The 23392-nt window shown below is 70.3% G+C and carries 15 protein-coding genes; 9 read left to right on the forward strand and 6 right to left on the reverse strand.

Going from position 1 to position 23392, the window contains the following annotated elements; all coding sequences use genetic code 11:
• Positions 1–16: 16 nt before the first annotated feature.
• Entirely contained in the window at positions 17–6307 is a 6291-nt protein-coding gene (locus OHN19_RS30950; RefSeq protein ID WP_330267350.1) for a protein kinase domain-containing protein, read from the reverse strand.
• A 903-nt stretch (positions 6308–7210) separates the two neighbouring features.
• Between OHN19_RS30950 and OHN19_RS30955 the strand changes: the two genes are divergently transcribed.
• On the forward strand, positions 7211–7804 hold the full coding sequence (locus OHN19_RS30955) for a hypothetical protein (protein ID WP_330267351.1): 594 nt from the start codon (positions 7211–7213) through the stop codon (positions 7802–7804).
• Positions 7805–7806: 2 nt separating this feature from the next.
• The gene (locus OHN19_RS30960) at positions 7807–8424 is read left to right on the forward strand and encodes a hypothetical protein (protein ID WP_330267352.1); all 618 of its coding nucleotides are present in this window, start codon (positions 7807–7809) and stop codon (positions 8422–8424) included.
• Here OHN19_RS30960 and OHN19_RS30965 read toward each other — a convergent pair.
• Together OHN19_RS30965 and OHN19_RS30970 are read right to left on the reverse strand one after the other, a co-directional pair.
• Positions 8411–11017 carry a LamG-like jellyroll fold domain-containing protein gene (locus OHN19_RS30965; RefSeq protein WP_330267353.1) on the reverse strand — a complete coding sequence of 869 codons (2607 nt, stop codon included), beginning with the start codon at positions 11015–11017 and terminating at the stop codon, positions 8411–8413. The genes OHN19_RS30960 and OHN19_RS30965 overlap by 14 nt on opposite strands.
• Positions 11018–11131: 114 nt before the next feature.
• Positions 11132–12637 (reverse strand): arabinofuranosidase catalytic domain-containing protein, encoded by a 1506-nt coding sequence (locus tag OHN19_RS30970; RefSeq protein WP_330267354.1) that lies wholly within the window; start codon positions 12635–12637, stop codon positions 11132–11134.
• Between the two features lie 517 nt (positions 12638–13154).
• Between OHN19_RS30970 and OHN19_RS30975 the strand changes: the two genes are divergently transcribed.
• The 4 genes from OHN19_RS30975 (at position 13155) to OHN19_RS30990 (ending at position 18215) form a co-directional block, all read left to right on the forward strand.
• The gene (locus OHN19_RS30975) at positions 13155–14204 is read left to right on the forward strand and encodes a substrate-binding domain-containing protein (RefSeq protein ID WP_330267355.1); all 1050 of its coding nucleotides are present in this window, start codon (positions 13155–13157) and stop codon (positions 14202–14204) included.
• A gap of 269 nt (positions 14205–14473) precedes the next feature.
• A complete protein-coding gene (locus OHN19_RS30980; protein WP_330267356.1) occupies positions 14474–15619 on the forward strand; it encodes a substrate-binding domain-containing protein in 1146 nt (381 codons plus the stop codon).
• 2 nt (positions 15620–15621) lie between these two features.
• Positions 15622–17199, forward strand: coding sequence for a sugar ABC transporter ATP-binding protein (locus OHN19_RS30985; RefSeq protein ID WP_330267357.1), 1578 nt, complete (start codon positions 15622–15624; stop codon positions 17197–17199).
• Positions 17196–18215 (forward strand): ABC transporter permease, encoded by a 1020-nt coding sequence (locus OHN19_RS30990; protein ID WP_330267358.1) that lies wholly within the window; start codon positions 17196–17198, stop codon positions 18213–18215. Before OHN19_RS30985 ends, OHN19_RS30990 begins: the two co-directional genes overlap by 4 nt.
• Before the next feature lie 68 nt (positions 18216–18283).
• Here OHN19_RS30990 and OHN19_RS30995 read toward each other — a convergent pair whose 3' ends face one another.
• Positions 18284–19408, reverse strand: coding sequence for an aminopeptidase P family protein (locus tag OHN19_RS30995; RefSeq protein ID WP_330267359.1), 1125 nt, complete (start codon positions 19406–19408; stop codon positions 18284–18286).
• A gap of 281 nt (positions 19409–19689) precedes the next feature.
• Here OHN19_RS30995 and OHN19_RS31000 point away from each other — a divergent pair, with 281 nt between their 5' ends.
• Complete coding sequence (locus OHN19_RS31000) at positions 19690–20955, forward strand: hypothetical protein (protein ID WP_330267360.1); 1266 nt, start codon at positions 19690–19692, stop codon at positions 20953–20955.
• On the opposite strand, the gene OHN19_RS31005 is transcribed toward OHN19_RS31000, so the two are convergent.
• Positions 20927–21265 (reverse strand): MazG-like family protein, encoded by a 339-nt coding sequence (locus OHN19_RS31005; protein WP_330267361.1) that lies wholly within the window; start codon positions 21263–21265, stop codon positions 20927–20929. The two genes, OHN19_RS31000 and OHN19_RS31005, sit on opposite strands and share 29 nt — an antisense overlap.
• Before the next feature lie 80 nt (positions 21266–21345).
• Positions 21346–21900 carry a DoxX family protein gene (locus OHN19_RS31010; RefSeq protein ID WP_330267362.1) on the reverse strand — a complete coding sequence of 185 codons (555 nt, stop codon included), beginning with the start codon at positions 21898–21900 and terminating at the stop codon, positions 21346–21348.
• A gap of 132 nt (positions 21901–22032) precedes the next feature.
• On the opposite strand from OHN19_RS31010, the gene OHN19_RS31015 reads away from it, so the two are divergent.
• On the forward strand, positions 22033–22359 hold the full coding sequence (locus tag OHN19_RS31015) for a nuclear transport factor 2 family protein (RefSeq protein WP_330267363.1): 327 nt from the start codon (positions 22033–22035) through the stop codon (positions 22357–22359).
• 40 nt (positions 22360–22399) lie between these two features.
• Positions 22400–23380, forward strand: a complete 981-nt coding sequence (locus tag OHN19_RS31020) for an aldo/keto reductase (protein ID WP_330267364.1) — start codon at positions 22400–22402, stop codon at positions 23378–23380.
• Positions 23381–23392: the final 12 nt, after the last annotated feature.

Below are 23392 nucleotides of genomic sequence, written 5' to 3' on the forward strand. Positions count from 1 at the left end.
TCCTCTGCGTGGGTGACTAGTTGGCGGCCGGAGAGCCGAAGTACCGGGTGTTGGCGGCGGCGATCGCGTCCCAGTCGCCGCCATGCGGGAAGCGGACCACGTCCCAGGTGGCGTCGAACAGCCGCTCCTCGGCGTCTGCGTCGCGGAGCGCCGTCGTCTCTGTGTCGGGGCCGTCCACGAACACCGCGACACTGGCGCCTGGCAGCCGGTACACGAAGTCCGGTGCCGCGTTCGCCTCCGTCAGGAACACGTCCTTCTCGTCAGGCAGGCGCAGCCCGCGCGCCTTCGCCCAGCCCAGGAAGTCGCCCTGTGCGGCCAGTTCGGACGCCGACACCTCGACGACCGTGGGTTCAGCGGGAGAATCGGCCAGCAGACGCCGATACTGCTCCGACCGGGACTCACCCCGCGACTCCCGCTCCGCCGTCGCCGACGCGAACCGCACCAGCAGCCCGGCCACCGTGTGCCGGTTGATCTGTGCGTGGTCGAGCTGGTTGCCGTACGTAAGGAGGCACTCGTAGCAGCCGAGCGCGCAGGCCCGTCCCGGGCGGTGCTCCTCGCCGCCCTTGTCCTTGCCGTCCTCGGAGAAGTGGCAGATCTCCAGGGCTCGGCTTGCCGCCTTCGCGAGGGCGTCGTCCTCGGCCTGGAGGCGGCGCAGAACGCCGGCGCCGCCCTCCGCCGCCTCCATGAAGAGGATGCGGCGCCTGGGGCCGTCGTCCGGCGGCAGCAGCTCGCTGGACAGCTCGGCGTCCTCCAGCTCGAAGGCGGCCTCGATGCCGCGCTCCAGCGCGTACATCAGGGTGAGTGCGATCGGCTCCGGCAGCGCCTCGTCGAGGGTGACGACGAGGATGTTGCGGCGGTCCTCCACGAACGGGATGACACGCTTCTTGCGGCGCCGTTCGTTGCCGTCCGCGTCCACCAGCGGCAGCTCGCTGGAGTCGCCGGACGCCTCGGACGCGTCCTTGTCGTTCATCCAGCGACCGTCCGCCAGGTCCAGCCAGTAGCCCGGCGGCTCGTCCGTACGGGCGCGCACCCGGCCGGTGTTGGTGATGCGGATGGTCGCGGAGTCGCCGTAGGTGATCTGCGCCAGCCGACCGTCCGGGGCGGCGATCGTCGCGTTGAGGCGGCCCTTGCGGATGCCGTGGTCGTGGAAGCGGTACGACGTCTCCAGCCGGAAGCCGGCCCGGCGCCGCTCCTCCTCGTCCGAGGAGATCCGCTCGCGGCGTGTGGTGTACACGGTGTGCAGGTGCAGCAGGCCGTAGGTCGCGGCGCCCAGCGTCTCGTTGCAGAAGCCGCAGCGGTCCTCGCGCTCCTTGGGCTCGTGGTGATAGCCGCAGTTGGCGCAGCGGCGCGCCTCGCCGGTGGTCAGCTCGCCGGAGGAGTCCGGGGGCAGCTGGATGCGGGTGACCTGGTAGCGGGCGCCCTCGTGGTAGATCAGCGAGCCGGGGCCGAACTCGCGGATGGCGAGGAAGCGGGGGCGCTGGAGGTAGTCGCCGTCGCCGCGGCGGCGGCCGATCGTCGGGATGTAGGCGGCGAGCGGCAGGCGCGGGAAGCTGTAGCCGGGCAGGAAGCCCTCGGAGGCCAGGTAGCGGTAGGGGTTGAAGTCGGAGAGCACCGACTTGCTGTCGACGCTCTCGTTCATGAGGAGGTTCAGCTGGGTCTCGGCCTCGCGGCGGCGGGCGTTGGCGCGGTTGCGGTCGCCTTCGGTGAGGCTGTAGTCGAGGCGGCGCTTGTTCTGGACGTACTGGTCGTCCAGGGCGGCCCGGAACAGGCTGCGCCAGCGGTCGAAGGCGCGGTCGAAGCGCTCGGCGACGGTGCGGACCTTGTCGTCGATCCAGTCGTCGTGCCACCACGTGGTGTCCGCGAAGTCCTTGAACAGCGGGCCGAGGACGCGCAGTGCCGCGTTGACCGTGCGCCGCTGGGCGCCGTCGTCGTGGGCCGCGTCCCGGATGTCCGGCAGCAGGTGCAGGGCCGGATCCGGGCGCTCGCCGGACTCCGGGTACGCCACGTCGAGGACGTCCGGGATGGAGCGGCCCAGGCGCAGGCCGGCCTCGGCGATCCAGATGCCCTGGAGGTGGGAGAGGACCAGGTCCTCGTTGGCCAGGTCCAGGCGGGGCGGGGCAACCGCGCCCGCCACCATGCGCCAGGGCTGGCGGAAGTAGTACTGGTCATGGCTGTTGCCCGTCGCGCAGTACGTCGTCACCAGCGCGGGCTGGCCGCTGCGGCCCGCGCGGCCCGAACGCTGGGCGTAGTTGGCGGGCGTGGGCGGTACGTTGCGCATCATCACCGCGTTGAGCTCGGAGATGTCGACGCCCAGCTCCATCGTGGGGGAGCAGTACAGGAGCTTCAACTCCGCTTTACGGAAGGCTTTTTCGCGTGCCTCGCGGTCCTCCGGGGACACCTGCGCGGTGTGCTCGCGGGCGTACAGGCCGGACAGCGCGTCGGCGGTCTCCTGGTACAGCTTGAGGAAGAACGTGTTGATGCGCGGGCCGTCGCCGCTCTGGTAGGTGCGGGTCAGGGGGTCGTGCGCGCCCGACTCTCCCTTGCCCGCGCGCCACACCAGTGACTGGGCGGCCACCCGGTAGCCGGTCGTGGCAACGGACGAAGCCCGGCGGTAGCGGCCGGCCCGCTGCGGGGCGGCCTCCACCTCCTTCACCAGGCCCGCCTTGGTCAGCACCTTCAGCAGCTCGGCGATGATCAGCTGCAGGTCGTCCTGGCCCAGGTCGCGGAAGGTACGGTCCGTGCGCCGCAGGTACTTGCCGAACTTGCCGCGTGCCGACAGGAACAGGCTCGAACGGTCCGTGCCGGGCCGAGACGGATGCGGGAAGGCGGTGCCGATGCGGGGCTTGTCGGCGGAGGACAGTACCCACGGGTCGACCAGCCGCTCCTCGCTCGCGCGCTGGAGGGAGTCGAAGGCATCGTCACGGAAGTACGACACGTCGATGGCGAGTGAGCGGCGCATCTCGTCCAGCAGGGCCTTCATGACCTCGGCTCGCAGTGGCGGGTCGGCGTCCCGCAATGCCTGGTGCGTGCCCTCCCAGCGGTCCTGCTTGTCGGCGACCCAGCCCAGGTCCTCGTAGTCGATCTCCAGCAGGCCGGTCTGCTCCAGGTTGGGCATGGTGATGCGCCAGCCGCGCTCCAGGTCGAGGTAGAGCCGGAAGGCGATCACGTCGCGCAGCGTGCGGGCCGCGTTGCGGGCCAGCGACGGTGGCAGCTCGGTCTCGCCGGTGTAGTCCGCGGGGGAGATGGCGAGCGCGTTGGTCACCTCCGAGGCCAGCTCCTCGTGGCGCAGGCCGTCATCGCCGGCGTCCAGGGCCGCCCGGTACAGGGCTCCGCGAAGCTGGGTGATCTGCACGAAGTCGTTGAAGTGGCCCGCCTGGAGGGAGGCGTCCTGGCGATTGTCGACGAACGTGAGGAGTTTGCGCGCCCTCGGGTCGAGAGCCTCCTCTGGCACGGACTTCAGCGAGCGGACGATCGACGCCGACACCAGCGAGGTCGCCGAGGAGCGGCCCTCCTGGTCCAGGGTCGCCAGCTTGGCGAAGTCCCGGCCGCGCGTCTGCTCGTAGGCCACACCGCAGTGCAGGCAGAACAGGAACGGCGACGGGATGAACGCGGCCTTCAGCTCGCCCTGGCCCTCGTGGCCGAACGCGTTGACGGTGACGGCCTTCGGCACCCGGTCGCGGTAGGCGCGCTTGACGACCTCCTGGCCCTTGTCGTCCAACTCCAGCCAGGACTCGGGCAGTCGGCGGTCGTCCACCGCGTATTGCACGTTGGACGGCCACTCGCGCTCGTGGTCGACGTACAGGTAGCCGTCGCCCTGTCTGCCGCCGGTCGCCGAGGTGTCGCGGCGGGCCTCGTAACGGATTTCGCCGTCCTTCTCCGTGCGCCACACGGTCAGGTACTCCTGGCCGCACTCCCGGCAGAAAGCCAGTGGCATCAGCAACTTGCCGCCACTTCCGGGCTGTTCGAGCTGGTAGGAGCGGGTCAGATGGCGGGAGGACTTGTTCTCCAGGGTGACGTAGACGGTGTCACCCTTGGAGAGGAACTGGTGCAGGCGGAAGGCGAACAGTGGCCGTTCGTTGCGTGGGTTGAGTGCCTGCGAGCCGGCTTCCAGAGTCGCTCGGATCGCTTTCGCGCACTGTTCCTCGTCGACGCCCGACGTCTCGTGCAACTCGCGCGCCGCGACTTCGATCTGGGTGGGGGGTCGGCGTACGAGCCGTCCTGTGGCGTCGTCCTCGACGAGGCCGAAGCGGTCCTCGATCCAGCGGGCCAGCGGGTCGCGCGCCAGGTCGTCGTAGGCGCGCGGAGCGGAGGAGGTGAGGCGTTCGGCCGACACGGTCACGGGTGCCTCGCCCGTCGCGCGGACCAGAGTCTCGCCGATGACGTGCTCGGGGTGGACCTTCGTGCCGAACAGCGTGCTCGCCACACCGGCGACCACCTGCCGCTGGTCCTCCAGTGTGCCTTCCGTCGACATGGTGGCCGAGGTGCCGATGCACTGCAGGTTCTCCGCCTGGCAGGCCTCGCGGACACGGCGGATCAGCAGCGCGACGTCGGCGCCTTGGCGGCCGCGGTAGGTGTGCAGTTCGTCGAATACGAGGAACTCCAGGCCCCGCGCCATTTTGATGAGGCTCGCCCGGTCGGCCGGGCGGGTCAGCATCAGCTCCAGCATCACATAGTTGGTGAGCAGGATGTCCGGCGGGTTGTCGCGGATCTCCTTGCGCTTCTCGTCGTCCTCCTGGCCGGTGTAGCGGGCGAAGGTGACCGGCTCGCGGCCCGTGCCGTAGCCGTCGCGCAGAAACTTCTCCAGCTCCCGCAGCTGGCTGTTGGCGAGCGCGTTCATCGGATACACGATGATCGCCCGCACCCGCTTCGGAGCGTTCGGACCCTCCTCGTCGCGCTCGTGCAGCACCTTGTTGACGATCGGGACGATGTAGGAGAGCGACTTGCCGGAGCCTGTGCCGGTCGTCAGGACGTACGACGCCCCGGAGGCTGCGGCGTCGATGGCGTCGCGCTGGTGCCGGTGCAGGAGCAGCGGACGGCCGTCGCAGACGGTGCCGCCCTCGGTCTTCTTCGCCTGGAAGATGCGGGCGCACTCGGGGTGCAGCACCTTCTGCTGGGCGAGCTCGACCACCGTGCCGCCGCCCTGGAAGAACGGGTTGAGCGACAGCCACGGGTTCGGCCACTGGGACTTCTCGTCCAGGTCCTTCTCGACGTACGCCTTGATGCGCTCGTCGCGGATGACGGTGCCGCCCTCGGTGAAGGAGCGGTAGTCGCGGATCAGATTCTGGTGGACACCGAAGACGTCCATGCCGGCGCTGGAGCCGGTCACCGGTGTCGGCTGCTGCGGCAGGACGGTCGCGGGGGCGGGGGCGGCCTCGCGCAGGGGGAGTGTCGGGTCCCGCTCGATCCATGCGGGGACGAGGCAGGTTCCGTCCGCCGGTACGGCGAGGGGGAGCAGGGCGTCCCGTACGGTCACGGCGTCTGCGGGGCGGTTCGCGGGGTCCTTGGCCAGCAGCCGGTCGACGAGGCGGGCGAGTTCGGCGGGGACGTCGCCGCGGATCGCGCGGACGGGGCTCGGCTCCTGATGGACATGCCGCTCGGCCAGTTCGTACGCCGACTCGCTCGTGAAGGGTGGGACGCCGACCAGCGTCTCGTACAGCACACAGCCCAGCGCGTACAGGTCGGCGGCCTGGGTGACCTGCTTGGCCTGGCACTGCTCGGGCGCCATGTAGCGGGCGGTGCCCACGCTGACGCCGGTACTGGTCAGGCGGGTCTGATCCGGGTCGTCGACGATGCTGCCCATGCCGAAGTCGAGCAGCTTGACAGTGCCGCCGCGCGTGAGCATGACGTTGGCGGGCTTCAGATCGCGGTGGACCACGCCTTTCGCGTGGGCGGCGGCGAGGCCAGCGGCGATCTGGGCGCCGATGGCGGCGGTCCAGGCGACCGGGAGCTGCGGCTCCTCTTCGATGAGGTCGCGCAGTGACTCGCCGTCCAGGTACTCCATGGCGAGATAGGGCAGGCCGTCGCAGTCCATGGCGATGCCGCCGGCGATGAGCCTGGTGATGTTGGGGTGATGGTCCAGCTGGCGCATGATGTTCACTTCGCGGGCGAAGCGCTCCACGGCCTTGGTGTCGCCGCCGGTTTCGATCCGGCCTCCGGTGCGGCGACGCAGGATCGTCTTCACGGCGACCGTGCGCTCGGGCGAGTCCTCGGGAGCGCGCAGGTCCTCGGCCTGATGGACCTCCCCCATGTTGCCCCTGCCGATGACGCGCCCGATGCGGAATCTGCCGTCGACGAGCTCGTGGCTCACTGCCCGCTCCTCTGCCTGCTACTCGCGTTCTCGCGGTTCCGAAACGGAACGCGCCCCCTGATCTGCTGCCGCACGGCCCATCGTGTCAGAACGGACAGTGAGGCAGTGGTTACCGTACACGATACTGGGTCCAGTTTACAGACATCCAGCCTGTTGACATTGTCAACGGGCTGGAACCTCACTGTTAAGGGAGGTGGCGTGCGGCATCGAACGGTCGGGCGAAGTGGGCGCGTCTCGCTTGCGTGCGGCTGAGCGGGCTGCCGCCCCGGTCTCGGCATGTCGCAGCGGACGTGTCGAGCGAGGCCGACCACTGTGGCCGGGCTGGCTCGACTGCGCCTGCATGTCCAGGATGCGCGTGTACATGTAGACGCGGACTCTCCGGATGTGGAAATGGTTGCACCAATTCGTGCAGAAAATGTGTTCTCTGGTGTCGAGTTGAGTGCGACAACTGCCATTGCCCTACACGGACATACGGCTGCGTGAGGGCTTGGGCCCGGCCCGGGGGATTACCGGGGCCGGGCGGGCTCCGAAGTTGAGCTCGGCCGCGCCGACTGCTGCACGGCGGCGCGGGACGTATGCGGCAGGAGCCCGACGCCGAGGAATTCAAGGGACTGCCTGCCGGTGATCCGAGAATCAGGGCCCGAAAGGCGCTCGCAGGTTCCACCATGCCAAGCAGTGCAAGTTCTCGACCTACGGACCTGTTTGTGTGCGGCAGCTGCTCCCTCGAGCCCTTGCGGACGAAGACAACCCGGCTCGCCTGCCGCCGCCTGTACATGTCGTTCCAGCACTGGCTCGGCCCCCTGAGCACCCCACGATCAGGTGAATTGAGCTGGTTTGGAAACCGTGCGGGAGCTGTGCGAGTCACACACCATGCACTGCACGACCCACGCCCCAGGGGGAACCATGAGCCAGCAGCAGTACCCGCCGCAGCAGCCCGGATGGGGTGGACCCCAACAGCCCTTTGGGCAGCCGCCGTTCGCGCCGCCGCCGAAGAAGGGCGGTGCTGGAAAGGTCATCGGGCTCGGGTGTCTCGGGCTGGTCGGGCTCTTTGTTCTGATCGCTCTCGTCGGTGCCGTCGTGGGCGGTGGCTCCGGTTCGAGCGATCCCAAGGACACCAGCAAGAGCGTCGACGACACCAAGGCTGGCGGTTCCGTGGCACAGAAGGGCAAGGAGGACAGCGACAAGAAGGCCGACAAGAAGGTCGTCGTCTTCAAGGTCTGGGGTACCGCCCCCGCCGGTGCCCTCGGCCCCCTCAACATCACCTACGGGTCCGACTCCGACAACCGCGACGGCACCTTCAAGGACGGTGAGTTCAAGGCCACCCTTCCCCTCGACGACGACGCCCTGTACTTCAACGTCACCGCGCAGCTCCAAGGGTCCGGGGACATCCACTGCTCCGTCACCGTCGGCGGGAAGACCAAGAAGGGGCACGCGGCCGGTGACTACAACATCTGTAGTGCCCAGGTCAGTGCCGGTCTCCTGGACGGGTGGAACTGACGATGGACGAGAACCTCCCACAGCCTCCCGCGGCACCGCCGCCGCCCGTTCTCCCGCCGCCCGCCTTTCCACCACCCTCGCCGATCGAGGCGCCCGCACCATCCAACAAGCGTCGCGCCAACGCCGTCATCATCGGCTCGGCCGCCGCCGTGATCGCCGCGATCGTCACCACCGGCCTCGTCGTCGTGGGGGCCACCACCGGGTCCACCCCCAACGACGACAAACCGTCCACCACCGCAGCGCCCAGCTCCGCAGGCGAGGATCTCGCCGCCCCCTTCGCCGAAGCGGACCCCGAACCGGACCCCGAACCGACCTACGCCCAGGTCGACGCCGACAGCTTCTCCATCGACCTCCGCACCACCGAGCGCCAGTGCTTCGGATCGGCCGGCTGCAATGTGACCGTGGAGCCGGACCTCACCTACCTCGGCAGCAGTGGGGACCTCGACCCGGACGCCGTCTACGAGATCACGTACGAGATCCACGGCGACGAGTCCGGGCCGGTCATCCAGACCGCCGAGCTGACGAACCAGACCAGCCTGAGCTACCGGCCCTCTCTGATCAGCACCGCCTCGGCGAGCACTGAACTCTCCGTGGAGATCACCGACATCACGTCAGCGTGAGCTCCAGGACCGTCACCGACAGCGGTGGCAGCGTCGTCGTGAACGTCTGGCCCGCTCCCGACACCGTCGTTGTTCTCGGGACCAGCGTCGTCGGCTCCGTCAGGGTGTTCGTCGCCGTCGGGGACGGGCCCGTCAGCACAGTGGCCTTCGCGCTCTTCCTGACCCCCCTCGCCAGGCCCTCCAGCTCCACCGGGACGTCCAGCTTCTCCGTCCCGTAGTTCACCACCGCCAGGTACACGTGCTTACCGGTCCGCGTCACCACCGTCGCCAACCCCGGCAACGCCCTTGCCGTCGCCGGCAGGACCATCTCGCCCAGCTTGCTCGTCAGCATCTGCTGCGCCCAGTAGCTCGGGGAGACGTAGCTCGTCAGGTTGTCGTAGGCGATCAGGTTCGTCGCCCAGACGTTGTTGTTCACGTTGGAGAAGAGGGGGGCGTAGCACTCCATCAGCACCTGGTCCGAGTTGCGGATCAGGCCCGCCAGCCACGACGCGTCTCCCAACGCCGCGTTCAGGTCGGGGGTCGGGCGGCCCTCTTGCGCCGCCCACTCGCCCACGAACACCTTCGTCGACGCGCGGTCCCTGTTGTCGTACTTGTGGGTTGCCGCCTGGGCCGCCGACGGGGCCAAGTAGTAGTGCTCGTCCATCAGGTCCGGCGTGCGGCTCGTCACCGTCGTCGTCGCTATCAGCTTCAGGTGCGGGTACTTCGCCTTGATCGCGTCGTGGAACGCCGTGAAGCGTGCGTCGTACGAGCCCGAGCCGTCGAACCAGTCCTCGTTGCCGATCTCCACGTACTCCAGCGGGAACGGCTTCGGGTGGCCGTCCGCCGCGCGCCGGGCACCCCACTTACTGGTGACCGGGCCCGTCACGTACTCGATCTCGTCCAACGCGTCCTGGACGAAGGGCTGAAGCGCGTCGCCCGTGACGTGGTCGCCCTTCAGCGTGTAGCCCGCGAAGACCGCCAGGACCGGCTGGGCCTTCATGTCCTCCACCCAGTGCAGGTACTCCATCAGGCCCAGGCCGTCCGTCGACCAGTAGCCCCACGCGTCGTCCATGTGGCCGGGGCGCTCCCAGACCGGGCCGATCGTGTTCTTCCAGTTGAAGCGGGTCGCGATCGTGTTGCCCTCCAGGAAGTTGCCGCCCGGGAAGCGCAGGAACTTCGGCTTCAGGGCGATCAACTTCTCCATCAGGTCCACGCGCAGGCCGTTCGGCCGGTTGTTGTACGTGGGCGGGAAGAGGGAGACGTGCTGGAGCCACAGGGTCTCGCCCGACGCGGCGGCATCCGACGTGGTCACCGTCAGTCGCGCGTCGCCCGTCACCGGGGCACCCGCCCCTGTGCGCAGGGTCAGTTCGTAGGGGCGGTCCGGGAACGTCGTACCGATGTGCGAAACCCGTGCCGACGCGTACACCGTCCCCCCGTCCGCCGACTCGATCGACACCGTCAGCGGGCCCATCCGTCGTGACGCCTTCGCGAACAGGCGGGCCGTGTACGTCGTTCGGGGGCGGACCGGGATGCCCCAGAAGCCGTCGTTCGAGACACCGGCCCGGCTCCCGACTCCAGTGCCGCTGGGCAGCACCACCTTCAGCGAGCGGTTCAGCGCCTCGTTCAGCGGTGTCGAAGTGTCCAGAGAGAGGGTGGTCCCACCCACCGCCGACCAGTGCACCGGATCCGTGTCGCTCGCCATCATCGAGCGGTTCTGGACCAGTTCGGCGTAGATGCCGCCCTCGCCGGAGTGGTTGATGTCCTCGAACATCAGGCCCGGGAGGATGGGGGAGACTGCGTGAGCCGGATTCGACACGTCCACGCTCAGCAGCGGGGTCGTGGACTCCACCGGGACGCCCGCCAGCGTCGCCACCTGGTCCGAGGTGAGGGCCGTGGGGAACAGTTGTACGTCGTCGATCTGGCCGTGGAACTGGTCGACCTGGCCGCCGCCGTACAGGGCACGGCCGATCGCCGTGGCCCCCGTGCCGGCCCAGCCCGCCGCATACGCCGTCTCCCCTTCCAGTACGCCGTTCACGTACAGGCGGGTGACACCGGCCGCGGCGTCGCTCACGCCCACCAGGTGGGTCCACGTGCCGACGATCGGGGCCGAGGCGGCTGCCGCCACCGCCGCTCCCTGCGTGGCGTCGGACGCCAATCGGGCGAAGGCGAAGGTGCCCGTGTCGTCGCGCAGGCCCAGGTAGAAGGCGCTGACCACCTTGCCGTCGATGCTCACGGCGGTCTGGTAGCCGCCCAGTTGGGCGAGGTTGACCCACGCGGACACCGAGAACGCCTTGGAGGTGTCCACCACCGGTCCGGACGCGGTGGCGTTCCCGCCCGCCGTGAGGTTCAGGCTGTGGGCGCCCACCTTGCCGTCGCCCCAGCCCGCCGCGCCCTGGAGTGTCGCGGTCTCACCGTTGCCGGACGCGTCCGCGGCGGTGGTGCCGGTGCCCTCGTCGAAGGTCCAGTGAGCCGACGCGGCCGGGAGGGTGACGGGAGAGGCCTCGGCGGCCGGGGCGGCCATGGCGGGAGTGGACCCGGCGAACGTCCCTGCCAGGGACGCGACACCGATGGCGGTCAGGACGGTCCTGCGGGACGGTCCGGTTTCTGAGGGCATGCGCGGTTCCTTTGCAAGAAAGATGTCGAAGACGAGTGAGGGACTACGGCGTGGTCGGGCGCGGGCCCGTCGGTGGGGAGGGACCAAGGGCCCGCGCCGTACGCGACCGTCAGATCACGGCGCGATGTTCCACTGCTGGCACGTGTTGTCCAGCTGCTGCCACTGCCGTACGACCGTCCCGTTGGCCGTGCCGCAGTTCGCCACGTCCAGCGTCATACCGGTGTTGACGTTGGAGATCGTGTAGTGGCTGCCGACCTTCGTGACGTCCCACTGCTGGCAGGTGTTGCCCAGCGACGCCCACAGCTGGACGGCCGTGCCGTTGGACTGGCCGCAGTTCTTGTCGTCCAGGACCGTGCCGCTGTTGACGTTGGTGATCGTGTAGTGGCCGTTGCCCGCGCTCGCGAACTTCCACTGCTGGCAGGTGTTGCCGAGCGAGGCCCACAGGTCGATCGAAGTGCCGTTGGCCGTGCCGCAGTTGACCGCGTCCAGCACCTTGCCGGAGTTGGTGTTGGTCAGGCGGTAGGCGGTGCCGGTGACCGGGAAGGTCTGCGTCGGGGTGGTGTAGCCGACCGACGTGACGTTGGCCTGTACGGCGTTGTCGGCGGCGTCCGTCGGGTAGCCGGCGGTCATCACGCCCTCGAAGAAGGAGCCGTCCGAGCCGTTGCTGTTGTCGCCACCGGTGCCCAGGACGATGGCGCCCTCCTTGTGCATCGGGGCGTAGCCGCTGGTCGTGGGCAGCGCACCGTTGTAGAAGGTGCTCAAGGAGCCGGATTGGGCGTTGCCGCCCTTGATCGCGTACGTCGTCGTGCCGTTGTTCTTCTCCATCGCGGTGACGTATTCGCTGGAGATGCCGGTGTTGCCGGAGTACGAGCCGTTCGCGCCGAAGAACAGGCCGTTCTCCAGGTCCGCCTCGACCCACGGGCCCGAGCCGGTGCACGAGAACCAGCACTCCGTACCGAAGTTGATCGCGTCCATGTGGCCGTTGCCGGTGTCGTTGCCGGACGTCTCGGCGTTGCCGTAGTCGAAGCAGCAGCGGTTGTTGACGTGGTGGCCGCTGGTCACCATGTACGCGCCCTCGGGGGAGCTGCCCGTGGCGATGCCCGTGGTGCTGTTGTCGCGGTAGCCGACGCCCGCCGACACGAAGACGCCGTAGGCCGCGTGGCCGCCGACCGTGACCGGGAGGGCGTCGGCGATCGCGCCCACGTCCTGGCCGCCGTTGCCGCCGGGGCCCTCGATGGTCAGGTTGTTGTGGTTCGCGCTCTGGTCGTAGATCTCGGTGATCGTGCAGGTCGTCCCCGAGCAGAAGGAGTCCTGGGCCGCCGCGTTGGCGTAACCGCCCGGGCTGAGCACGCCGATGTTCGTCGTCGCTCCGTCCGAGGCGCGCTTCACCTGGTAGAGGGCGCCGCTGTACGAGGCGTAGAGCGCCCGGGTGGTGCTGTGGGCCGCGGCACAGGGCGTGCCCGCGGAGGCGTAGATGTCGCAGGGGAGGGAGGAAGCGGCCGCGGCGGTGCCGGCGGTGCCGACGACTCCGGCCAGGATGCCCGCGAGGAGGGTGAGGGCCGCGCTGACGGTCAGCAGGAGCCCTCTCAGACGTCGGCGGGCTGTCGCTCGACGTTGCACTCGACCTTTCACGGTGAACCTCTTCCGTCGTTCGTGCTGGTGTCGTCCGGTGCTGGTCGTGCCGGGGAAAGGGGATGTGGGCGCTAACATTCCGGGCCCTCACGAGGCGTCAGTGGTCCACGGCGCAGAGGAGGGTGCGGGGGAGGGGATGGGGGGAGGGCCGACCTGCGCACATGCTGTTCACGCGTGGTCGGCCGGGGGAGCGATCGCTCTCGCGGCTCCGTCTTTTTACGGCCGGATGAATACCGGGTCAACACGGTTGAACAGTCAAGAGTGCCAAAACAAAAGCTGTGCCGTCTGTTTACCCAGGTGTCCGAACGGGCCGAGAGTGGTCCTTGGACGTCAAGTAGTGCCTGCTCAGAGGGGACTTGACGAATTCCGCACGTTCGGCGATTCCGGTCCCGGTGACCTCCCGATCACCTTGACCCTCCGAGAATGTGTGCGCTAACAATTCGGCACGACGTACCCAACACGAAGACGGACGTACACAACACGAAGCCGTGTGAGGAGGCGGACCATGGAAGCAGAGCGCGCCCCCGTGATGGCGGACGTCGCCCGGATCGCCGGCGTCTCGCACCAGACCGTCTCCCGGGTCCTCAACGACCACCCGAACGTACGGGCCCGCACCCGGGAACGGGTCCTCGCCGCCGTACGCGAACTCGGTTACCGGCCCAACGCCGCCGCCCGCACCCTGGCGACCCGCCGCACCCGCACCCTGGGTGTGATCAGCTTCAACACCACGCTGTACGGCCCCGCTTGCATGCTCTACGGCATCGAGCAGGCCGCCCGTGAGCACGAGTACTCCGTCACCGTGGCGGCCGTCGGCACCCTCGACCGGCGTTCGGTCCTGGACGCCGTCGACCGGCTGCGGAACCAGGGCGTGGCCGGGATCGTCGTCATCGCTCCGCAGACCGCCGCGGTGGGCGCGTTGGCCAACGTGCCGGCGGACGTGCCCCTCGTCGCGGTCGGCTGCGGCACCCACACCGCGCTGGCCTCGGTCGCCGTGGACAACGAGGCCGGTGCCGAACTCGCCACCTCCTACCTGCTCGACCTCGGTCATCGCACCGTGCACCACCTGGTCGGACCGCGTACCTGGCTCGACGCGCAGGAACGCGAGGCCGGCTGGCGCGCCACCCTGGAGAAGCGGGGCGCTCCCGTGCCCGAACCGCACGCCGGCGCCGACTGGACGGCCCGTACCGGCTACGAGCACGGCCGCCGGATCGCCGACGACCCCGAGGTCACCGCGGTGTTCTGCGCCAACGACCACATGGCCCTCGGGCTGCTGCGGGCCCTCCAGCAGGCCGGGCGCCGGGTGCCGGAGGACATCAGCGTCGTCGGTTTCGACGACATGCCGGAGACCGAGTACTTCGGTCCGTCCCTGACCACCGTCCGCCAGGACTTCGACGAACTCGGCCGCCGTGCCCTGCGTGCGCTGATCGAGATCGTCGGTGATCCGGACTCCGGGATCCCGGCGTCCGGCGTCAGACCCCACATCGTCATCCCGCCCAGCCTCGTCGTGCGGACCTCGGCGACCCGCCCGCGACACCGAACAGAGAGCCCGACATGACGGACGCCAAGTAGTAATCGATTCAGCAAGTCCCCTACCAGCACAGTCTGTTGCCGACTCGTGCCGCGCCACGCGAAGCGTCAGGCACGAAGCTCGACCCTGGCACACCGCACATGAGCGGTCTGCGCCCGAACGGCCCTGACATCAGGTCAGGCACGCCTCCGCACCCACACCTGCACCGGTCTCTCGACACCGGCATGCCCATGCGCACACGTGCGCCCGGTCACCCATCCACCAAGCCACCCTCGCCAGAAGGGCGTTGATCAGTCATGCTCCGCGCCAGAAGGTCCCGCACCCTCGCCGTCTCCACCGCCGTCCTCCTCTCCCTCGCCGCCACCGGCTGCTCCAAGAGCGCGGGCGGCTCCGACAGCGCCGGTTCGGGCAGCGGCACCAAGGCCGCCGCGCCGATCACGCTGGCCGGTTCGGTCACCTTCAACCAGGCCAACCTCGCCAAGCTCGACGCGGCCCTGAAGTCCGCGCTGGCCGGCAAGGACCTGTCCAAGGTCGACATCGCGATGGTCGTGAACGTGGCCGCCGACTACTGGAAGGCCGGCCAGGTCGGCTTCCTCAAGGGCTGCTCCGACCTCGGCATCGCGAAGAGCAAGTGCACCTACTTCGCCCCGCCGAACGGCAAGCTCACCGAGCAGAACTCCGAGCTGGAGACGCTGCGTTCGCAGGGCGTCACCGGTTACTCGATCTCCGCGATCGACCCGACCTCCGCCGCCGGGACCATCCACACCGACGTCCAGAAGGGCATCAGCGTCCTCGCGATCGACTCCCCGCTGCCCGGCACCGACGCCGCCTCCCTCTACCTCGGCACCCCGAACTACACCGCCGGCTTCCAGGCGGGCACCGCGATGAAGCAGGTCCTCGGCGGCAAGGGCAAGGTGGCCATCCTGGTCGGCTCGCTCACCGCGTCCAACGCCACCCAGCGCATCGCCGGCTTCGAGGCCGCCCTCAAGGGCACCAAGATCACGGTCGCGCAGAAGGTCAACGACAACCTCCAGGCCAGCACGGCCACTTCGGACGCGGAGACCATCCTCGCCAACAACCCGGACGTCAACGGCCTGTACGGCGTCTACTCCTACGACGGCCCCGCGCTCGCCCAGGCCGTCACCTCGGCCGGCAAGACGGCCTCCGTGCACATCGTCTCCGACGACTCGGACGCCCAGACGCTCAAGTTCATCAAGTCCGGGGTGATCTCCGGGACCGTCGTCCAGATGCCGTACCAGCAGGGCTACACCGGGGCGTACATCCTGGCCGCGGAGAAGGTGCTGGGCAAGGACAAGACGATGGCGCTGGTCAAGCCGTACCTGGAGAAGGACGGTTCGACCCTGAGCTCCGGCGTCGGCCTCGTCACCAAGTCCGACCTGGGCGCCTACCAGTCCCTCGAGTCGCAGCTCGGGATCGGCTGAGCATGACCTCCACGAAGGCCGCCACGGAGCACGCCCCCGACCGCGCGGTCACCGCGCGGCTGCGGGGGGTCCACAAGTCGTACGGCCCCGTCCGCGTCCTCGATCTGCCCGAACTCGACCTCTACGCCGGGCAGGTGATCGGCGTGGTCGGCGAGAACGGGGCCGGGAAGTCCACGCTGATGGGCACCCTGGCCGGCTCGGTGCACCGGGACGGCGGCGAGATCCTCATCGACGGGGAGCCTCTCGCCGCCGGGTCCACCGAGGCCGCGGGACAGCTCGGCATCGCCATGGTCTCCCAGGAGTTCCCACTCGTCGGACAGCTCTCGGTGGCCGAGAACCTGCTCCTCGGCCGCCGCCCGCGCGGGTCGAAGCGCCGCTTCCTGGTGGACGGCTCCGCGCAACGCGCCGAGGCGAAGGCGATGCTCGCGGAGATCGGCCTGTCCGCCGACACCATCCCGGTGAACCGGGAGGTCCGCACCCTCCCCGTGCCGACCCGCCAGATGATCGAGATCGCCAAGGCCTGGGGCCGCGAACCCAAGCTGCTGATCCTCGACGAGCCGACCTCCTCCCTCGGACCGGTCGAGGCTCAGATGGTGCTGGGCCTCGCCCGCCAACTCGCCGAGCGCGGCGGCACCGTGCTGTTCATCGGGCACCGGCTCGACGAGGTGCGGGACATCAGCGACCGCGTCCTGGTGCTGCGCAACGGCAGGCTGGTCGCCGACCTCGAACCGGCCGAGGCCACCGAGGAACGGCTGATCCGGGAGATGGTCGGCGGCGAGGTCGCCCAGGGCGAACCCAAGGCACCGCCCGCGACCAGCCCCGTCCTGCTCCGCGCCGAGGGCCTCACCGCGGACGGCCTCGGACCGGTCGACCTGGAGGTGCGCGAGGGCGAGATCCTCGGCGTGGCCGGGCTGATGGGTTCCGGCCGCAGCCGCCTGGTCCACACGATCGCCGGGGCACAGCCCGCCACCGGCGGCCGGATGCTGCTGGGCGGCGAGCCCTACCGGCCGCGCGGCGCCGGGGACGGCGTGGCGGCCGGGATCGCGCTGATCCCCGAGGACCGCAAGGAACAGTCACTGGTGCTGTTCGCCTCGATCCGGGCCAACGTCGTCGTCTCGGTGCTCAAGCGCATCAGCACCCGGGGCCTGCTCGGACCGGGCCGGGAACGCGCCGAGGCACGGAAGATCACCGAGAACGTCAACGTACGGATGCAGTCGGTCGAGCAGCCGATCGGCTCGCTGTCCGGCGGCAACCAGCAACGGGCCATCTTCGGGCGGGCGTTCGCCGCCGAACCCCGTCTGCTGCTGCTCGACGAGCCCACCCGTGGCGTGGACGTCGGCGCGAAGGCGGAGATCTACAAGCTCATCGACCAGGCGGCCGAGCAGGGCATGGGGATCGTGGTCGCCTCCTCCGAACTGGAGGAGCTGCTGTGGATCTGCCATCGCGTCGCGGTGATGAACCACGGTCGGGTGGTCGAGGTCATCGACCGGGCCGACGCCACCAAGGAACGGATCATGACGGCCGCGGCCGGTACCGCCCCTCTCGAGACCCACCAAGTGACGAACGGAGCCACAGCATGAGCGCGCAGAGCACGCTCGCCCCGAACGAGGTCGCGCCGCAGCCTCGTTCGGCCGCGTCGACCCTCCTCCGCAGACTCGCCGCCTCCCCGGAGGCCGGCGTGATCATCGCCTGCGTGGTGGTGTTCGTGGCGATCGCCGCCAACGCGGAGACGTACACGGCGGTGGGCAACCTCCAGGTGATGGGCCGCGACCTCTCCCAGGTCGGCATCCTCGCGATCGGCGAGTCACTGGTCATCCTCACCGGGGGCATCGACCTGTCGGTCGGCGCCCTCGCCGGCCTGGCCGGCATCCTGGCCGGCTGGATGAACGTCAACGAGGGCCTGCCCGCCCCCCTCGCCATCCTGTTCACGCTGGTGATCACCGCCGCCGTCGGCCTGTGGCACGGCGTCATGGTCACCCGCCTGAACGTGCCGCCCTTCGTGATCACCCTGGTCACCTACACGGTCGCCCAGGGCACCGCCCTCGCCATCACCAGCGGCTCGCCCATCAACAACCTCGACCCGCTGTTCAGCAACCTCAGCCAGTACTACCTCGGCGAAGTGCCGGTCCCCGCACTGTTCTTCGTCGGTGCGGCCGCCGTCGCCTGGTTCGTCCTGGAGCGCACCTACGTGGGCCGCCAGATCTACGCGGTCGGCGGCAACAAGGAGGCCGCCCGGCTCGCCGGCATCCCGACCGCCCGCCGGATCACCTCCACCTACGTCGCCAGCTCCGCGCTCGCCGGTCTGGTCGGCATCCTGGTGATCGGCCGGATGAACGTGGCCGACCCCTCCGTCGGCGCGGGCTGGGAACTCACCGCGATCGCCGCCGCGGTGGTCGGCGGCATGTCGCTCTCGGGCGGCGAGGGCCGTATCGCGGGCATCGCGGCGGGCGCGATCCTGCTGGAGTTCATCACCAACGGCCTGCTCGCCCTCAAGGTCAGCCCCTACGACCAGCAGGTCGTCCAGGGAGCGGTCCTCGGCGTCGCGATCCTGCTCGACCGGGCCCGGGCCCGGTACTTCGGCAGAAGCCGGAGCTAGGACGCACCAGATCGGCCGACTCGGTGCGCCGGCGGGCGCGGACACCACCACCGGGCAACTCGCCAAGGTCAGTCCACGATCGCCATCGCGTGATCCGTCCCGTTGAGCCGCCTGCCCCCGTCCGCCGTGCACGTCACGATGTCCTCGATCCGTACGCCGAAGCGGTTCGGCAGGTAGACGCCCGGTTCGATCGAGAAGCACATGCCGGGCACCAGCGGGGTCTCCTCGCCCTCGATCATGTACGGCGGCTCGTGCGTGGTGACGCCGATGCCGTGGCCGGTGCGGTGCACGAAGTACTCGCCGTACCCGGCGTCCTCGATCACCCGGCGGGCCCGGCGGTCGATCTCCTGGCAGGCGACCCCGGGGGCGACCGCCTCGAAGGCCGCCTGTTGGGCCGTCCGGACGAGGTCGTGCACCCTGCGCTCCTCCTCCGTCGGGTCGCCGACGTGGACCGTGCGTGTGGTGTCGGAGCCGTAGCCGTCCCTGAGGCCGCCGAAGTCGAGGACGACCGTGTCGCCGTGCTCGATCACGCGGTCGCCCGCCTCGTGGTGCGGGTTCGCGCCGTTCGGGCCGGAACCCACCACCGTGAAGTCGACCTGGCTGTGCCCGTGCCGGCGCAGCAGGTCGGCCAGGTCGGCGGCCACGTCCCTCTCGCGGCGGCCGCTGAAGCGGACCGAGAGGATCTCCTCGTAGGCCGCGTCCGCCGCCGCTCCCGCCGCCGCGAGCCGGGCCACCTCGTGCTCGTCCTTCACCGCGCGCAGCATCGGCAGGACGACGGACAGCGGACGGTAGGTGGTCAGGGGGAGCGCCTCCTGGAGGCCCAGCAGGTGCAGGGCCCAGGTCACGTCGGAGACGCCGTAGCGGCCGTTGGGCAGCAGGAGCCCGGTGGCGGCGGCGTACGGGTCCTGGCCGTCGCGCCAGTCCGAGATCCGCACGGCGCCCGCGCCCGGGGCGGCCTCCGCGTCGGGGCGTTCCAGCGCCGGGACCAGCAGACGGGGCTCGGAGCCGGGGGTGACGACGAGGAGCGTGAGCCGCTCGGTGACCGCGGTGGGCCGGTAGCCGCACAGCCACACCAGATCGGGGCCCGGCGTCACGAGCAGCCCGGCCAGACCGGTCTGCGCCGCGTCCCTGGCCGCCCGGGTCATACGGGCCGCGTAGTCCTGTTCCGTGAAGGGGGCGGGGAAGTCGGTCATGAGGCTCCTCGGAACGTGGTCGCCGTCCGCTTCATCGTCCGAGGGGCGGAGGCCGGAATGCCTGAGGGATTACGCCGAACGAGTGAACGGTGCACGTGGGGTGCGCCGGGGGAGCGGGGCGGGACGGGGCCGCCGTACGCGCGACATCCGCCCTCACCCGAACGGCCGTCCCCGTCATGCATCCCGGCACCACCCGGCGGAGGCTGGCCTCGTCCCCACGCCCCGTCACGGGAGGGCATTGATGGCTTCGACGGACGTCCCGCCCGCGTACCGGGGCTGACATGGACGAGCCCGAGGAACTGGAGCGGCTGCGGGCGAGGGTCGCCGAGCTGGAGGCCCGGCAGCGGTCCCGCAGGCGTCCGGTACGGTCCCTGCTCGCCGCGCTCCTCGTCGTGCTCGGATGCGTGCTCGCGCCGCTGTCCGTCGTGGCCTCCTGGAGCGCCGACGTCATCGGCGACACCGGGCGTTACGTCAAGACGGTCGAGCCGCTCGCCGACGATCCCGACATCCAGCGGGAGGCGGCCCGGCGCGTCACCGACGCCGTGATGAGCCACCTCGACCTGACCGCCCTGCTCTCCGGTGCGGCCCCCGCCGAACGACCGCGTCTGGAACAGGCGTTGGGCAAGCTCGGCGACTCCCTTGAGGACGCCGTGCGCAGCTTCGTGCAGGACAAGGCGCAGTCCGTCATCGCCTCGGACACCTTCCACCGGGTCTGGAGGGACGCCAACCGCCGGGTGCACAGCGCGGTGGAGGAGGCGCTCACCGGCAGCGGCGACGGAGCCCTGCGGATCGACACCGACACGGTCACCCTCGATCTCGGCCCGGTCGTCGAACAGGTCAAGCAGCGCCTGGTGGACGACGGCATGGGCGTGGCCGCGAAGATCCCGTCGGTGCACACGAACCTGACGCTGGTCGAGGCCGAGGACATCGGCCGGGTGCGCACCTACTTCCGCCTGTCGCAGCTGGCCGGCACCTGGCTGCCGGTCCTCTCCGTGGCCCTCCTGACCGCGGGGGTCCTGCTGGCCCGGAACCGACGCCGGGCCCTGATCGCGGGCGCGGTGGGCTTCGCGCTCGCCACCGCGCTGCTCGGTGTCGGCCTCACGGTCGCCCGGGTGCTCTACCTGGACGCCCTCCCGGCCGGACTCTCCCAGCCCGCCGCCGGTTCCGTGTACGACGTGCTGACCCGCTTCCTGCGCCGGGCCGTGCGGGTGGTGGTCGCCCTGGGCGCGGTGACGGCGCTCGCGGCCTGGCTCACCGGGCCGGGACCGCGGGCCACTCGGGTCCGCCGGCTGTGGACGGCGTGCATCGGGGCCGTACGCCATGTCGCGGACCGGGCGGGGCTGCGGACCGGTCCGGTGGGGCCGTTCGTACGGCGGTTCCGCGGCTGGATCGTCTGGGGGCTGGTCGCCGCCGCCGTACTGGCGTATCTGCTGTGGTCGTACCCGACCGGCTGGGTGGTGTTCGGCCTGGCGCTCACGCTGCTCTTCGCGCTCGCGGTGGTGGAGTTCCTCGCCGCCCCTAGCGAGGACCCAGTGAGCGTTCCGTGACCCGGGCCAGGTGGGCCATGAACGTCTCGCGGGTGTCCGGGGTGAGGGTGCGCAGGGCGACCAGCGCGGTGATCACCACATCGCACAGCTCCGCCTCGACGTCCTCCCAGGTGTGGGTGACGCCCTTGCGGGGGTTCTGACCGGTCGCCCCGATGACGGCCTCGGCGACCTCCCCGACCTCCTCGGAGAGCTTCAGCATCCGCAGCAGCAGCCCCTCCCGGCCACTCACCGGCCGATCCGCCTCCAGCCAGGCCCACAGGGCGTCGACGGAGGTCCAGAGGTCGGAGGGCATGGTGCCGGGCTCGTTCATGCGGGGCAGCTTGTCACCCACTCGGGGGCACGGGAAACCGCGCGACCCGCCCCCACGCACCCGCAGCCGATCACAACCCCCTACTCCTCGAACAACGCCTCCTGCGCGTCGTCCGACTGCCCCTCCTTCTCCCGCAGCCGCCGCCCCCGCATCCCGACGACCGCCGCCGTGGTCAGTCCGGTCACCGCGAGCGCCACCGGGACCATCCAGCCGCGGTTGACGGTGTGTCCGAGCGCGTGGTCGAGGGAGAGACGGCCGGGGCCCGTCACGGCGAGGCCCGCCGCCGTCAGGCCCAGCGTGGCCGCGTACTCGTAGCCACCGCCCGCGTTGAAGAAGCCGTTGGGCGCGTGCACCGCGGACGCGCCGGCCATCGCACCGGCCGCCGCCGCACCCGCCGCCGGGGTCGCGAGGCCGAGCGCGAGCAGGGTGCCACCGCCCGCCTCGGCCAGTCCCGCCGCCCTGGCGCTCGCCCGGCCCGGCGCGTACCCGACCGACTCCATGAACTGGCCGGTCCCCTCGATCCCGCCCCCGCCGAACCAGCCGAGCAGTTTCTGCGCGCCATGGGCGGCCAGCACACCCCCGGTCCCCAACCGGAGCAGCAGCAGGCCCAGATCACGTCGGTCGTAAGCGGTCACGATGACTCCCAGCACGAGATGTGGAACGGAACCCCCCTCGCGTTTCCACCGTCGCACCGCTCACACCTGCCCGGAAGACCCGCGCGGCCGTTCGGGTGGCGGCCTCGCGCACGCGGTGTGAGTCTGACTGGCATGACGATTCAGACAGCCAAGCTCAGCGACCCGGCCGTCCGTGCCTTCGTCTCCGCCGTCAACGCCCATGACCGCGAGGCCTTCCTGGCGCTCCTCGCACCCGGCGCGACCATGGCGGACGACGGCAGCGACCGCGACCTCGACGACTGGATCGACCGGGAGATCTTCTCCTCCCACGGCCACATGGACGTCGACAACGAGTCCCGGGGCGGCCGCGACCTCATCGCCCGCTACAGCAACGACACCTGGGGCGAGATGCGCACCAAATGGCACTTCGAGATCGGCGACGACGGCCGCATCTCGCGTTTCGAGACCGGCCAGGCATAACGCTTGTCCTGGAGTGCGCTCCAACTCCTAGTCTCCGGCCATGGAGACCAACAGGACGCTCGGTCGCGGTGGGATCGAAGTGAGCGCGCTCGGCTTCGGGTGCTGGGCCATCGGCGGCGAGTGGCAGAACACCGAAGGACAGCCCCTCGGCTGGGGCAGGGTGGACGACGACGAGTCCGTACGGGCCGTCCGGCGCGCCCTCGACCTCGGCATCACCTTCTTCGACACTGCGGACACCTACGGTGCCGGGCACAGCGAGCGCGTCCTCGGCCGTGCCCTCGGCAACCGCCGGGACGACGTCGTCCTCGCCACCAAGTGGGGCAACGTCTTCGACGAGGAGACCCGCACGCTCACCGGCTCCGACGACACCCCGGCCTACGCCCGCCGCGCCCTCACCGCGTCCCTCGCCCGCCTCGGCACCGACCACGTCGACCTCTACCAGCTCCACCTGTCCGACCTCGACCCGGCGCGCGCGGCCGAACTCCGGGACGCCTGCGAGGAGTTCGTCGCCGAGGGCCTCATCCGCTCCTACGCCTGGAGCACCGACGACCCGGCCCGCGCCGCCGTCTTCGCCGAGGGGGAGCACTGCGCGGCCGTACAGCACGCGCTGAACGTGCTGCAGGACGCCCCCGACATGCTGTCCCTGTGCGCCGAGTCGGGACTCGCCAGCATCAACCGCAGTCCGCTGGCGATGGGGTTGCTCGCCGGGAAGCGCCAAGGCCCGCAGGACGCCGGTGACATCCGCAGCAGGCCCCCGGCCTGGCTCCAGGGCTTCGGCGACGGCACGTCGGCCGACCCGGAGTGGCTCAGCAGGATCGACGCGCTGAAGGAGATCCTCACGAGCGAGGGCCGTACGCTCGCCCAGGGCGCCCTGGCCTGGATCTGGGCCCGCAGCCCCCGGACGGTCCCGATCCCGGGCTTCCGCTCGGTGTCCCAGGCGGAGCAGAACGCGGGAGCGATCGAGAAGGGGCCGCTCACCGCCGGCCAGTTGACCGAGATCGACCGCGTTCTCGGACGGTGAGCGGACCAACTC

The organism is Streptomyces griseorubiginosus (assembly GCF_036345115.1).
GTDB lineage: Bacteria > Actinomycetota > Actinomycetes > Streptomycetales > Streptomycetaceae > Streptomyces > Streptomyces griseorubiginosus_C.